The 14,394-nt window shown below is 44.2% G+C and carries 10 protein-coding genes and 1 pseudogene; 2 read left to right on the top strand and 9 right to left on the bottom strand.

The annotated features are described in order from the left end of the window. Positions 1–55 precede the first annotated feature (55 nt). Positions 56–513, top strand: a pseudogene (locus tag AAKU61_RS18955) (cupin domain-containing protein); the annotation flags it as partial. Next, the gene (locus AAKU61_RS18950) at positions 499–945 is read left to right on the top strand and encodes a helix-turn-helix domain-containing protein (protein ID WP_354334796.1); all 447 of its coding nucleotides are present in this window, start codon (positions 499–501) and stop codon (positions 943–945) included. The pseudogene AAKU61_RS18955 and the gene AAKU61_RS18950, both read left to right, overlap by 15 nt. A 70-nt stretch (positions 946–1,015) precedes the next feature. On the opposite strand, the gene AAKU61_RS18945 is transcribed toward AAKU61_RS18950, so the two are convergent. The 9 genes from AAKU61_RS18945 to AAKU61_RS18905 all read right to left on the bottom strand — a co-directional run bounded on the left by AAKU61_RS18945 (position 1,016) and on the right by AAKU61_RS18905 (position 14,193). Continuing rightward, entirely contained in the window at positions 1,016–1,522 is a 507-nt protein-coding gene (locus AAKU61_RS18945) for a hypothetical protein (protein WP_354334769.1), read from the bottom strand. A gap of 597 nt (positions 1,523–2,119) precedes the next feature. Continuing rightward, a complete protein-coding gene (locus AAKU61_RS18940; protein ID WP_354334767.1) occupies positions 2,120–4,522 on the bottom strand; it encodes a WD40/YVTN/BNR-like repeat-containing protein in 2,403 nt (800 codons plus the stop codon). 130 nt (positions 4,523–4,652) lie between these two features. After that, positions 4,653–5,435: a PEP-CTERM sorting domain-containing protein gene (locus AAKU61_RS18935; RefSeq protein WP_354334765.1), complete on the bottom strand. Its 783-nt coding sequence runs from the start codon at positions 5,433–5,435 to the stop codon at positions 4,653–4,655. Between the two features lie 1,138 nt (positions 5,436–6,573). Further along, complete coding sequence (locus AAKU61_RS18930) at positions 6,574–7,095, bottom strand: hypothetical protein (protein WP_354334763.1); 522 nt, start codon at positions 7,093–7,095, stop codon at positions 6,574–6,576. A 643-nt stretch (positions 7,096–7,738) separates the two neighbouring features. Continuing rightward, positions 7,739–8,929 (bottom strand): hypothetical protein, encoded by a 1,191-nt coding sequence (locus tag AAKU61_RS18925; protein ID WP_354334762.1) that lies wholly within the window; start codon positions 8,927–8,929, stop codon positions 7,739–7,741. A gap of 187 nt (positions 8,930–9,116) precedes the next feature. Further along, a complete protein-coding gene (locus AAKU61_RS18920; RefSeq protein WP_354334760.1) occupies positions 9,117–10,775 on the bottom strand; it encodes an NRAMP family divalent metal transporter in 1,659 nt (552 codons plus the stop codon). Between the two features lie 11 nt (positions 10,776–10,786). Beyond that, a complete protein-coding gene (locus AAKU61_RS18915) occupies positions 10,787–12,145 on the bottom strand; it encodes a carbohydrate porin (RefSeq protein ID WP_354334758.1) in 1,359 nt (452 codons plus the stop codon). A gap of 600 nt (positions 12,146–12,745) precedes the next feature. Further along, positions 12,746–13,105, bottom strand: a complete 360-nt coding sequence (locus AAKU61_RS18910) for a hypothetical protein (protein ID WP_354334756.1) — start codon at positions 13,103–13,105, stop codon at positions 12,746–12,748. Positions 13,106–13,923: 818 nt separating this feature from the next. After that, positions 13,924–14,193, bottom strand: a complete 270-nt coding sequence (locus tag AAKU61_RS18905; RefSeq protein WP_354334754.1) for a metal-sensing transcriptional repressor — start codon at positions 14,191–14,193, stop codon at positions 13,924–13,926. Positions 14,194–14,394 lie beyond the last annotated feature (201 nt).

Raw genomic sequence — 14,394 nt, 5'->3', positions numbered from 1 at the left:
CTGAATTTCAATTGAAGTGGAAAATTCTCTGCGCTGTTTAACAGCCTTAACAAGAATGAAGCTCAGAGCTTTACTCAACGTGACACTTAATGCAGGAGGAAATTGGGCAATCGACTTTTCGGCAATAGAGGGACTTACACTAAATATCATTCAAAAAGGGGATTGCTGGTTATCGATCGATGGATACGATGAGCAACTGTATTTGCGAACTGGTGATTGTTTTCTCCTAACCGGAGGAAGGAATTTCACTCTTGCAACAGATCTCTCTTTAAAGAAGCGAATTCTGCCTGAACAACTCTTTAGTAATATGGAAAACGGTGTTATTGAATGGCAAGGTGGTGGTGACGTAATTATAGTAGCTACCATTTTTCGATTCGAAGGCCATCTTCCGCAAGTGATGTTCGGAAGACTTCCCCCGTGATACATATACTTGGAAATTCTGAACAAGCTGCCGTGTTGCGTTGGAGTCTTGATGTATTCAATGCGGAATTGCGCAATATGGAGGTCGGTCATTCTCTTATCTTGAATCATCTTGCACCGATTATGTTATTACAAACATTACGAATTTATCTGCTCTCAGCGAAGAACGAAGAAAACTGGCTGGTCGCCGTTTCGAACCTTAAACTTTCGAAGGTACTCGAATCAATACACTCAGATTTCGGCAGAGCGTGGTCAATTGATGCTTTCGCGAACATCGCGAACATGTCACGCTCAAGCTTCGCACCTGCTTTCAAGAAAATGGTCGGTTTGGCACCGATGGATTATTTAGCGCACTGGAGGATGCAAGTTGCTTGTGAGCTTCTGCAAGCGGGAGGCGCAAGTATTTCTTCAGTTGCAAGCACCGTTGGTTACTCCTCAGAGAGTGCTTTTAGCGTCGCCTTCAACAAAATTGTGAAGTGTCGGCCTGGCGCTTACCGACGACGTTACACTGTTGGCGCAACATAATGAGATAAAGCAGTCGATTTGATCTCTACCAAGTATCCTTCCTAGTCGCATCAATATGAGATGGAGCTAATTAGTTAGTTGCAACCAAATCGTTGATACTGGAAGAAATCGACATAATGTTGGCAACATTACCGGCGGTGATTGTCATCAAACGATCAATCTGATTCAGCAATGTTTGATAGTCGGAAAGTGATTTCATCGCACGCTCCTTTAAATCGGTTGAGAGTTCAGTTTCGTAATTAGAGATGAGCCGCCGTAAATAGTTCAGCTTCTTATTTCCGCTTAAGATGCAGACCTTTGCGTCCATTAAATATTGAAAATGTAGCTTCTGAGTTAGTTCGGAAAGCTTATTGATATCTGTTGCAAATTGCAGGATGCTTACTTGCCATTTACGGTGGCTGATATCAGTAACATTCGACATATTTTCGGTTAGTTTTAATGCAATCTGTTCTTCTTCAACGAGAATTAAAATCTTTGTAATTCGGTTAGTGATATCAATACTCATCTCGTCAAATTTTTGTTGCTTGACAAAAAATTCTGTAAAAATATTTTTACTGTCAAGATGATATTTATTCATTTTTCAACTAGCGAAGCAAGAGTAGAGGACTAGCCATTTTTCAATAAAATCTTACCCCAGCTTTATAGCAATCGCATAGAAAAAATACTTCTCTTCGTAGGTGAATTGACTTTTTTTGACGAATAAAAACTTTCTTTCAAGTTTGTATTCGTTTGAGCGCTGAAATATTACCCATTCGGTTTGATCTTCCCTCCATTGCCAGGGGATCGTAAGTTCTCCACCGAATCTAAATTCAGACAGATCCTCTTGAAACTATTAAGCTGCACCGCTACTTTAGCCGGCCAGCGCGAGAAGTCGTATAGATCAATTAAAAAGGTGGGCTCGGCCGTCGGATGGTGTTGCGCTTGGCTGTTTCCCTCAAAGGAACTTGGTTGATAAGATGCTAGCGTTTGTGGATTCCTAGTAATGCAACGTCGTTACTCCGATCCCCCTTAATCCGGATAGATAGAATTGTGTGCAAAACGTGAGTCAATGTTCTACATAAATTTTGAAGCAAAAAAAGTACGAGCAATAAATAAAATGCCGTCCAGTTTTAAATGAACGGCATTACGGAGCGAGTTCCGTTTCTTATTGCAAGCTACTCCTATGCCTACGGGTTTAGCGCGGCGTTGGAATTTCCCATATACCACGGCCATACGTCGACACGCGCAAGAAACCGCCGCGGGCAGGCATGTAAAGGTCAGTTACATGCACAACCGGCAAGCCAGCGCCAAACTGATCCCAGGACAAGCCCCCGTTAGTCGTCTTGTATACGCCAATCCAGGTAGCAGCATAGGCAGTCAAGCCGCTTGGGTCAGCCGGGCTGACTAGCACCTTGGAGATAGGTAATTGTGGTAAACCGTTACACGCCTTGCTCCAGGTTACACCGAGGTCTGTGGTCTTGGCTAGCCAGCATCCTGATGATTGAAAGTTGGCGTTTTCCGAAGCAACATACATCGAAGTGTTATTGATCCATGCCACATTGCTGTTGAAACCATCGGTCACACTGGTTGGCAGTCGCTGAGTTGTCCAGGAGGCGCCGGCGTCGGTCGTGATACGTACGCGGCGTCCAGACGCTGCGGCCGCAATTCGGTTGCCATCGGTCGGATGTACGCCGATCACATGATCAGCCGCACGTATCGAATTGCCCTGCGCATTCGGGTCGGTGCTAGAGATCGAGTTCCAAGATGCGCCACCATTGGCTGTACGCCACAATTCATGGAAGCTACGTGCATAGAACACGCCACCAGTAGGATCGGCCGCCGCAGTCGGGGTGTAGATCGTGGTGTAAAAGTAGGCATTGCAGATATCGATGCCATTACTGTGACAACCATCCTGGCTGATGGTCGGGTAATTCCACATGCTCTGGTCGGTTGGAGCGACCGTCGAATAATAGATACTGTTACCCACATAGGAGCCTATGACGGCTTTGCCTGTGGCCTGACTCCAGCCCACGCCGAACCCATCGCCGCCAGAAGTTTGGTTGAAAACGCCGCTTCCGTTGATGCGCAAACGGGTACCATTATCCTGCAGGCCGGTAATTACACTGGAAGCATCCGTGCCCGAGGTGGCCAGCGAATACGTCAAATGATCAACCAGACCGATATTCTTACGATCATTCCAAGTTGTGCCACCATCGTCGCTGATAAACAAACCGCCGTCGTTGCCATAAAAAATACGCTTGATGCCGTTTGCCATCGAAATCGCAGCAGTGTGTGCATCGGCGTGTGTATAGGCTAGTCCGAATTGTCCAAGCCAATTGGTTTGCACGGTCCAGGTCTGACCGCCGTCGGTCGACTTAACGGTACTTAAATTGCCGCCGAAGTACACGGTATTGCGGGTGGTATCGCTAGGATCGACGATCACCATCTGGTTGTACCATGCCTGTCCGTGCATGACGTTCAAGTCCGGCTGATCGCTGTTCGGGTTCACGGGTGCGCGCCCGTTCAGGCCAAGTGCAGTCCAGGTCTGCCCACCGTCTACGGAACGGAACATATCTTGTTGATCTGAATTCGACGCAGCAGCGATCGCGTACACTATCTTGTCGCCGGGCGCACCGACCGCCAAAGTCGCACGGAATGCACCTGTGTAGCCATTACCGTTGTTCGCGGTTGGTACAAAGTTTGCGCCTCCATCAGTTGAAACAAACATCGAAGATGCAGCACCCGGAGCGTACGCAACGGCGAGCCAGCCGGCCGATGTCTTGGCCAAGCTGCTAACTGTCATGCTGGTGGAGATACCGTTAGCGGGAGCATAGCTTATGCCCCCGTCCACTGAGCGGTATAAACCTCCGTTGGTGGCAACAAGCACAGTATCGGTTGAACCACTGGTATCGACTTTCAAATCGAGTGAGGTTGTGGCAGTTGGTAAGTTCAGCGGCAGGCTCCACGTATTTCCGCCATCGGTGCTGCGCTGCACATAACCACCCAGCAGGCTGATACCGTCGAACGGATCGCCCAAAACCATGTAGATAGTATTCGGATTGCTGCCGAGTGCCGCCGCGCCGCCGCTGGTTGTCACGCCGGCGTCAGTCAATGCTTGCCAGGTCGGAGCATTTGAATTGAAATTCGTGGTCTTCCACAAACCACCGCCTGACGACAGTACGTACACAGTGTTGGAATCAGTCGGATGTGGCAAGATCGAGTTGACGCGACCACTGTCGACGATATTTTGCGCGATGCCGTTTTGTGCGATTTGCGCAGCGATCGGGCCGATCGAGCGCCACTTAGGGATAAACACAGGTGCAACGTGACCTGCCAATAATTCTGGATGACGCGCAGCCTGCGCTTGAATCTGTACCAACGCACGACCGAAGAAATCCTTTCCCAAACTACCCGAAAAACGTATTTTTAACCAGTCGCCGCGATCATACATGGACTGAGTTTCATTATGCGCTAAGCCACCTAGCGGGCCAAATGGTTTAGGCGTGTAGGATTCATCGTTATTGCCAGCGAAGGCGTTGACGGTGGCGGCCATCAGAGCGGTTAGTGCAAGCTGTTGCATTATTTTATGAGACTTCATTTACAAACTCCTATAAATACGTCAGTCATTGATTCGGGCGCGCAGAACCGCTTTCGCTATATCGCTTAGCCATGCATGAAGAGCAGCTTGTGTCCGAACATCATGGTTTAGTGCTTAATTCACTTCGACTTCATGTCTGCTTTTCAGCGGACTGGCGTACTCGCCTGACACCAGCGATGCTGGCTAGGCCAGCCAGCCAAAGAGCGAGCATTCCTGGTTCAGGCACACTTTGAACATCGATCAACTTGACATCACCAGTGAATTCGGTAAACGCATAGAGACTGAGGCCAAGCCCGACTGGATCGAGCGTCGAAGTAGTCCCCAACTCGTCAAAGGAGCCGCCAATGTTCCCTAGGTTGTTGGTGAAGAACGAAAACAAAGTATCGCTCGTTAAGCTCGTGTAAAACTGGCTAGAAATAAAACCGCCTAACAGGTTGTAGCTGATCTTGTATTCTTGTTGCGTGCGATTGCCGGTATTGTCGGTTGTATCGGATATCACGTCCGAGTAAATCAATGCGCTCGAATTACCGCTAGTGCTAGAGTTATCGAAAGTGTTGTCGAGCTGTGTGAAGGACTGTCCGCCCGTGATAGCGTTGTTTACGCGCGAGCTCATGGTTGGAGTGTAGGGGGTTCCCGACCGCATATATGCAAAATTATAGAACGCGTTGGACTGCATTACAGCGCCAAAACTGGTGTCGGTGGTACTAAGCGGCATCGACGCGATCACCATACTCTCCTGGAAACTGGTTGCGGCTGTCGTCACGCAGGTTGGCTGCATCGCTCCGGTACAATCATTTTGTGTGACATTGCTACCGTCGAATGTGAGCATGACATCGGCATGAACCGAAGTGGCGCTGAGACAGAGCATCGCCGTTGCGACGGCGGTCAAGACTGATTTTGAAAAATTAAGCACAACGGATCTCCCGATATTAATTTTTTGAAGGTGTATGAGCGCAGTCCCCAAAGTCTAATTCTTGACCAAAAGAGAATGCAATCTGATGAAGCAGCTACGTACAATTGACACCGAAAAAGCGATGTTTCTTGATAATATTGCATTTATGAAGCGTCAACAACTGTTAGAAGTGAATTCTGTTGTAATTAGAACAAACGCGCTAAGAAAATGAAATTCGAAACCTGAGCAAGGAATTTCTGATTTGCCAGAAACGGCCCTAGAGTTGTCGCGATTGACAGTTAGTCTGATATTGTCATGTCCGTCAAACAAATGAACAAGCCAAGCTTGTAGTCGTTATTCGATATCCAGTAATGTACAAATTGCTTTAACTTTTTTTGATGGCAAACCTTCTAGCATGCTGATAATTTGTTCAACTCTCATATTATTTTTCGATTTCTCGATTCCATTTTTTAGAAAAAATGAAATTGGTATTCCTAGTGTGACAGCAAGTTTCTGCAGATTACCTTTGCTGATTTTTCCCGTATTTATCCAACCATGCACCGCCTGAGGGTTGACTCCAATCTCTTCTGAAAATGTTTTTCAGACTTTCTATATTTTTTTAATGGCAATATCAATTTTCTTTGCAAGTCACCTTCAATCAATAAGTCGGTGTTGACTACGTATTGCAAAAAAATGTCCTTGCTTAGCCTTTGTGCCTATCAAATGTGTATAGATTGACCGGCGACGCCGGAAAGTCGGATTAGATTATTTCCTCGTAAGGGGTGCGTTAACATGTTTTTTGCTGGCTTCGGTTGTGTTTGCCGTAGCTAAAACAACGCGATCATTCGAGGTGTCGCTTTAATTCGGCAATATAATTGCCAGCGCAGAATTTGGCGTTTTGAAATTGACGACTTGAAATGGGAATACGGACGAAGCTTAGCTTTCCAAAAGCAGGTAATTTCAATAAGAGTGCAACGAGTTCACCAGTCGCCGAGAAATTACTATTTCATTTGTCAACGATAAGACGCGCCTAAAAATCCGTCAAACACAGCCATTGCTGTCAGCCGATTCTCGGATCAATGTCTCAGTGTGGTCAGCTAATCTATGCAAAATTTGTGGGGTCGTAATTGAAAAATACACGTGGTTTTCAGACTCATATTTATCGAGCAATCGCGTACAGATATTGTCGGTCCAGCCAGCGCCACCCTGATTTTCGGGGGCGGATGGATGGATGAGCGATAAGACTCTCAGGGATAGGAAAATCAACTGCATCTGCCCACTCCCAAAAATAATTTCTCTGATGGGAATTAATCGGTGGATGACGTAAAAGTTTAGCAATTTTATCGGTGTAACGGTCGGTAAAATCGATCAATTCCAGTCGATTGGTGTTTTTTTCAGGAGTTGCATGATCGCATTCTATGCAGCAATGGTATTGGCGAATGTCCGCTAATTTTTTTGCGCCCCGGCGTTCTGAGCGGGTAGGAGAGATTAAGGTGAATTGTTGGTTGCCAAATTCAACAATTTGACTTCCCGCTACTGCATGATAAGACAACCCCGACATTAACCGAAGAACCCGAGCGCCTAAAATGGCAAACTCAGCGCATTTGAGACTTGCTCCCATTCGTCGTCCGGAATATTTCTCTTCCATGACTTCATGCAAAGCGGCATCAATTCTATCCATCCAGATAGAAGAAAAAGGTATTTGTAGTAGAGGACCGGTTGATGTTGTAGACGATAGCACGAGAAATTTTGATCAGATATTGCAGGTTGATACTGAAAGTAAACTCTTCAATTTGCCTATAAATGTAACACAAAGTAATTATTTGTATCAAAGCTAAACGTACAACCCATATGGATTGCTATTGGCTAGTAGGCTCGCAATGGTTAGGGCAAAACGCCGAAAGTACGTCTATCTTCGGTAGGATTTCTATGGCGGCGACGCAGAGAAATGCGCGCTTGGATTGATAGTCTAATGCCAAGAATAAGGCTGAAACTGCTGAATGTCGTTTCAGTGCTCCTCCAAGAAATTGAGTTTCCGCGGAGGCTCAGTCTACTAAGGGTGACGTAAAATTAACGTTGCGTCGGACAGAAAATTATTACTTGTAACAAAATCTCCCCGAATTTATATTTTTTAAAACGATTTTTCAATAACTCTTACCGGACGATTCGCTGCCGATACAAGCTACGGTCGATTGCGATGAAATGAAAATGTTGGCTGATTAGTTTTATGCTTTTCGGTGGAAATTCTTACAGTTTTAGGGAGATATTACTTTCAGCAGAATTTTTCATTTCTAACCAATAATGCGATAGGTCTATTAATTTCGCTACAAGCAATAATCATCGTTTTCTAAATAGACAGAGGTATTAAACTGTTCCCGCGTATTAGGTTGGTCGTACCGAATTTGTAAGCTTTTTACACTAGCGCTGAGGCCTAGAAGTATCATCAAAAAAGCACATAGATGGGAAATTTTCGTTTCAAATCGCGCATATCTGATCGAAAGTCTGTATTCGCTTTTTGCATCTCTGACTACCGATAATGCTTTTGATAAAAGTGTCATTAGCATGCTACTTAAGAGCATACATAAAACAAGACTGGTACCAAATAAAAACGTCTTGATTTCTAAACTCATCAGCATGAACGCTATCAGCAAACTTCGGGGAAGCATTGGACGAGTTAACGCGAGTGAGGTAAATTGAGAGTAGGTGATCACATTAGCCTTAGTTTGAGTTAATACCGTGTTAGTTTCAACTAAACTTTGTTTGTGTTTGGTCTTCTGTGCGTCAGAATTTTTTTCGCTATCTATCAATGAATTATGTTTGAAAAAAGGGACTTCGAAGACATGAGTATGATGCAAATGTGATAATGATAGCTTGGCGACAAATCTGTAGGGTGGAAGAATTTCTTGAACCGACTCAAGAAAACCATCGCACTGAACGAAGCCAAAAATTTGATTAAGCTCATTTCCACGGCTTACCTCTACACTAATTTCTTCTGCTGCCCATATGTGTTCGTCTGCTGATTCAGAGAAAAGACGAAAGCGTACTGTATGGCTCATTTCCATGACGTCGAATCGTACGACACCATGCCCTGTGTCAATTCTCCTAATCTCAATCTTACACTTTTCAAGAGGATAGACGTTCTCCTGAAGATATTCTTGGGATACTAGTTTGAGCCGCTGGCGGTTAAATACAATGATCCAAATACCAAACCCAATTATTAAAATGGCGGATCCTAGTTGAACAGAAAACTTGGTCATTACATCGGGTAGAAGTTGAGCCATACCTATGAGTGACAACACGGTCAAGCCTATAAAACTCGATTGAAAAATTTTAATTAGTGTTATTGAAATTGGTTGCTTAGGAATATCTAGTATCGCGTTCATCACCCATGTATTTGCCTCCTTTTCCCCTAAAATAAAATGGAGACCATGTAGAGCACCCAATAGGATGGAGATACTAATAAATAATAAATTCGGGAAGTTATCAGTGCAAATCTGAATTAAAAAATTATACATAAAGTGCTCTTGCGATAGTTTATACGATGCAAAATGGATATAGACACACAAATTTGCTAAACTAAATTTGCAATCGTTTGCTACTGAGATGAGTAGAATATAACTATTAATCCACGCGAAGATTATGTAACGCTCCACTGCAATAACATTACAGTGGAGCGTTAAGGATAAGTGTTGATTTTTATACTCAGGTAGATTGCCCAAAGGTGAGCAGTATCATTTTAAAAATCAACATTCCTCCTGCCGCCACCAAATAGCCACGCAATACGATCATCCAGACTTTGCTGAGCAAGCTGATTTGTGCTGCTGGCAGTTGTGCCACTGGCGGCATGCGCCAGGTATCCCGAAGTGAACGATCTATTGTCACCTGGATGATCTTGCTTTGTCCTTTTCTAGCTTCATACAGGTTGCTCCCTGCTACCGACAAAATAGTAGCTGCAACGCCGCCAACTAATATCCACAAAATTTGCGCTTCAGTAATATCTGGAAATAGAACTGAGGCGGTCAGGATAATGGACATCATCACTAATACCGCGACGACAGCACCCGCAAAATAGTTGATAAGTTTCGAATTTACCCATGGACCGAGAACGTCTTTATCATTACAAAGTAAAAGTAGAAATACCGTAGCGCTAGGCAATAGAACACCAGCTAAAGTTTGTACTAGATTCGTTAGTAGTCCCAAAGGGACTCCTGGCGTTAATACCAACGCCGCCGCAATGGCAATCAAGGCGCAATACACCGCATAAAATCCTTTTGCATCACTTGCCTTACGATGAAGAGAATGCTTGAGTGATAAAACATCGCCTAGTGCATATGCAGTCGATAGCGATACTGCAGACGCACCGATAACACTGGCGTCAATTAATGCCACGGCAAACAAGATCCCCGGAACTCGTCCAAAGTATTTTTCAATTCCTGTCGCTACGGTACCCGCATCGACAAAATTTCCAAACTCTGGCTTACCATCAAAAGCGTGGGCACAAAACGCCATCATCGCTACCGCACCAATAATCACTATTAAGATGCCAAGCCACAGATCAATACGCTCGTATTTGATAAAACGCGGTGTAATACGTTTATCGATTACATAACTCTGTTGAAAAAACAGTTGCCATGGCGCGACGGTGGTGCCGACAATTGCAATGATCAGCAACATAACCTCACTCAACTTGCTATGAGAGGGCATGCCAGGTATAAAAAAGTCATGGGCGATTTGTGTAATTGGAGGATGGATCATGAATGCGACCGGTACTAACAACAAACTACCCATCACCAGTAACATCGCAAAGCGCTCAAAACTACGAAAGCTTCCGGTGGTAGCAGTCGCCATAATGACCAAGGCAGCAGCGGCGATACCCCATACTTTGGATACGCCCAAATAGTCCAAGCCAAGACTGATGCCAATAAATTCGGTCACAATCGACAACGCATTTAATATGAACAAGTCAATCACGCTAAAGGCGCCCCAGAATTTCCCGAATCGTTCAAAAATTAAGCGCGCATGACCTACGCCGGTGACTGCACCAAGGCGTAATACCATCTCCTGATTGATATATAGGACTGGCACCAGCATCAACAGCGTCCACAATAAGGTGGTGCCGTAGTTTTGTCCCGCCTGCGTGTAAGTACCAAACGCCCCGGCATCATTGTCGCCAACCATCACAATCAAGCCAGGTCCTATGATGGCTAACAAAGTTTTAAATTTGCGCCACCAGGTGTTACGTGGCGCATTGTCATTGGCACCAATTGACCCGAAAGCGCCATGAATATCTCCGATATGCGCCTCGTCAAGCACGGCCGAGGTTTGGGTCATAATTTTTCTTGCTGTCGTATTAGTTGACATAATTCTCCTCCTCAGAATTCGGTATGTAGTCGTAACATCAGAACATTCACTGGTCCACGATCGCCGTTATATGCAGGATTTACGATGCGTTGATAGCCAGCGGCAAGCCAAGTAGCTTTGTACAAGTTGGCGTTATAAAAGGTTTCGATAATGCGCTCTGGCTGATAGTTAAGTTGACCGTCGCCGATAAAGGCTCCAAGGCCACCTAAAGATAAATATTTTTGATGTATTCCACTCAATCCGTTCTGCGCAACCGCGATACCGGCACTATCTTTGGGCCGTTCCCAACGATCACCTTTGACTAATAGGCCAGCGGTAATGGATCGTTCTATCTCTGTGAAAGAATAAGTTTCGGATTTACCATCAGCCCAACTAGCGCGCGCGAATACACCGATATCAGATCTCAGACTTTGCTCGAGACTAAGGCCATAACCGATTTTAAAATTTTCGCGTCGGACACTAGAAACATCGGGAACGCTGCCATTGACTTGCGCATAAACGATTGCATCCTCGTAATTGCCCATGATCTCTTTATTACGAAATGCCATCAATCGAACTTTACCTGCCATATCATTGATTGTATGGCTATGCTCTATCTCAATTTGATCCCCGTGATGCTTCATGATGCGAGTATCCAACGGCAGACCATTCGACTCTGCCGGCCCCATGAATCTACCTACGCGCAATGCCCAGTCATCATAATAAAGTTCCGTAGTAAATCCGGAGGTATAACCACGTGCGTCAGCTGCATAGTCATAAGCGCCGTGTGTTAAGAAAGACCAGTTTGTAAATTGTGTCCGTGGATCATGTGAATAAGCATTGTTATCGAAAAGGTCGATAACGCCAAGGTTACCTACCGTTACCACAAGACGACGTTTATCTACCATTCCAGCCAATTGGTTCGGCGCAGACTCGACTGGGTCACTACCACCACCGAATCCAAAGGTTTGCTTTAGATAGGCACGAGCTCGATAAAATTTAGGGTTAGGACCACTAGTTTTTTGCTGCTCACTATTGGTCAATCCGCCTAAACCGTGTAGTTCAGAAAACGGCACGGCTTGTATCATTTCTGGATTGAGATACAGCTCTGCACCTTTCCAAGGGCGGTAACCGAGAAAGGCGGTTGCGGTCAATGAATACGCATGCTCAGGGTCAGTACCCAAACTGTTAGTTCCGCTATACAGTGCGCTGAAAGACTGCTTTCTTTGCCAAAGATAAGTGGCCTGAAATTTAGCATTCCATATTTCTTCAGAAATAGTTTGTACAATTGGCTCTGAGGAAATCGATTCTTGTGCTTGAACAATCAAAGGCAAACTCAACAGCCTAACGAGCAAAAAACTGATCAAAAATTTAATTTTATTTTGGTGCATTGGTAACTCCTTGGGGTGGATCGTCCTCTGCAAAAATCGCTACGACGACATGCTTAAGTGATTTGTACAGAAGTTCTGTAAACACAAAGAGCCCAACATCAACAAGATGTTCTCGTTGCCCGATACTGCACCTGCGACCGTAGACGCAATTGCATGACGCAAGCAGAAAAATCTGCTTGTGAATTCTCAAAGCAAAACTATATAAATAAATCGGTTACATAGCCCATTGGTATAGGGGCATATAAAGCGAAAAATTTACAGTTAATTCAAGTAGTGGGATAAACAGAGAGATGAATGAATATCATCTTTGAGATACCACCGTCTGCCTACAGCAAGACGATGGCAAAGGAGTTCTTGCCGATCTTACCGGGACAGAGCCAAATCAAGAATTTGGCAACTACAACAATCGGAACAAGTGCCCATGAAGGGACTCCATAAAATGAAAACAACGCGACTATAAACTGCGAAATTTAATGTGTCAATACTTTTAAATCGTATAAATAATATCCTATGCTGGAGGATACGATTTAGTTAAAAAAAATTTAAACGGAATGAAAAATGACGATTAAAGAACGACGATTAATCAGCTAAGATAAGATGTCATCGTTTAAATAGTGCGACGGGAGGAACACCTTTCCATAGAACACTACGTACACTTTTTTCCAGTCCAAGTCGACTGACTAAGCTAACCAGAATCGCGCGCTCAGGAACTGTGCACCATAGCTGAATCACGATACGGGTTAGTACGCCATGTACTTCGGGTTCTATTTCGAACGTTTGCACTCCAGCTTTTATTTGGGGTACATATTGTTTCATCAGTGCTTCCACATCAGACGCATTTTCTGTTCTGCAAAAAGTAACGATCTCGTATAACATTTTTTGTTCAGAGTGAGTGAGGATGGCGTCTGTTGGATCTGGATATAGTCGTTTAGAAAATAATTTAAAAAAATGGAATGTCATGATGAATATCCTTTCCAATATAGGGTGAGACTTTGTGATTAAATCACCCGAGCTTATGCACAAAGGATCAGGTGAGATGCCTCACTTGCAATAAGTTACTTTATTTGACACAAAAGTATGCTGCAGTAGATGCCGCTATCCGAGTTAATTGCGTCGCCACAATCGTGAATTTGCTTGGCAATGGGGTCTCTGGAATAGCCAACGCGTTGTGAGGATAAATAACTGGCAGATTAGATACGAGAAGTCCGAAGTTCATGATACTGATCCTAATAGGTAGGCGTGCGTAGAGCAGTGGTTGATTAGTGAATGCGGCACTCTCTCGTGCTTACCAATTCACAATCATACTGATTGCTCCAAAACGCGATTTGAATAAAAAGTAATCGTTTTAAAGTTCTACAACTGGGGTCGTCAGGCAAGAGATAATCTCCGGTTCGTGCATCAACACTTGCAGTTTCGTACAAGCGGCTCTCTTTGCCATATCCACGGCAAAATTCGTCTGTAGATACTCGGGCGCGAAAAAACAATCCTATGTTTTTATGCCAGAGTACTAATAAAATAGTGCGCATTAATTACGAGACGACGAAAAAATTTCGAGTCGTTAGGAATAACGCTAGTTGCGAATTAATTGGGGAACTGCAAGATGCGCATAATCTGGTCATTTAACCAAGCTACGGCCATAAAATGGAAGGAGTCTGGTAAATTTAGTGCGCTATCGAAGCAGTGCCGCTACTGTAGTGGTCCAAGGTAATGCCTTATCAAAATAAAGTGCAGCAATAATGCTCCTGACTTATTGCCAATGTCAAGCTACTTTTTAAGCTCTACAAATATTTCGTAATTTCTTTAAATTCCCGAACAGTATCTGCCGCGTTATGCGACTTTGAGTTAGCCGCGATTTGAAGACAATGATCGATGTGATCATGTACAAACTTTTTTTTTGCATTGGTGATTGCTTTTTCCACCGCTTGCAATTGCTGTGCAATTTCGAGGCAATCGCGATCCTCTTCTAACATTTCAATAATGCTTTTTAAATGTCCGTTGGCGCGCTTTAGGCGTTTAATAATATCTGGATGTGATGTGTGTGTACTCATTTTTATCTTTTCCTGCCATAGCCTATTCTAGTAGCTAAGTTTATATGGTTAAACACTTCCTTGTATTTTTTTAACGTATTCATTTAATGGATGAGAATAAAAAGATTAGGACTTACGCAAAAACAAGAGAATTGTAACAAGATGTAAAGACGTAAACCTAAAAAAGAAAACGGGTGTGTACAGTTCTGGACATGCCAAAAC

Source organism: Undibacterium sp. GrIS 1.2 (assembly GCF_040544435.1).
Classification (GTDB): domain Bacteria; phylum Pseudomonadota; class Gammaproteobacteria; order Burkholderiales; family Burkholderiaceae_D; genus Undibacterium.
Note: the sequence above shows the minus strand (reverse complement) of the source record. Positions and strands in the feature narration are given on the sequence as shown.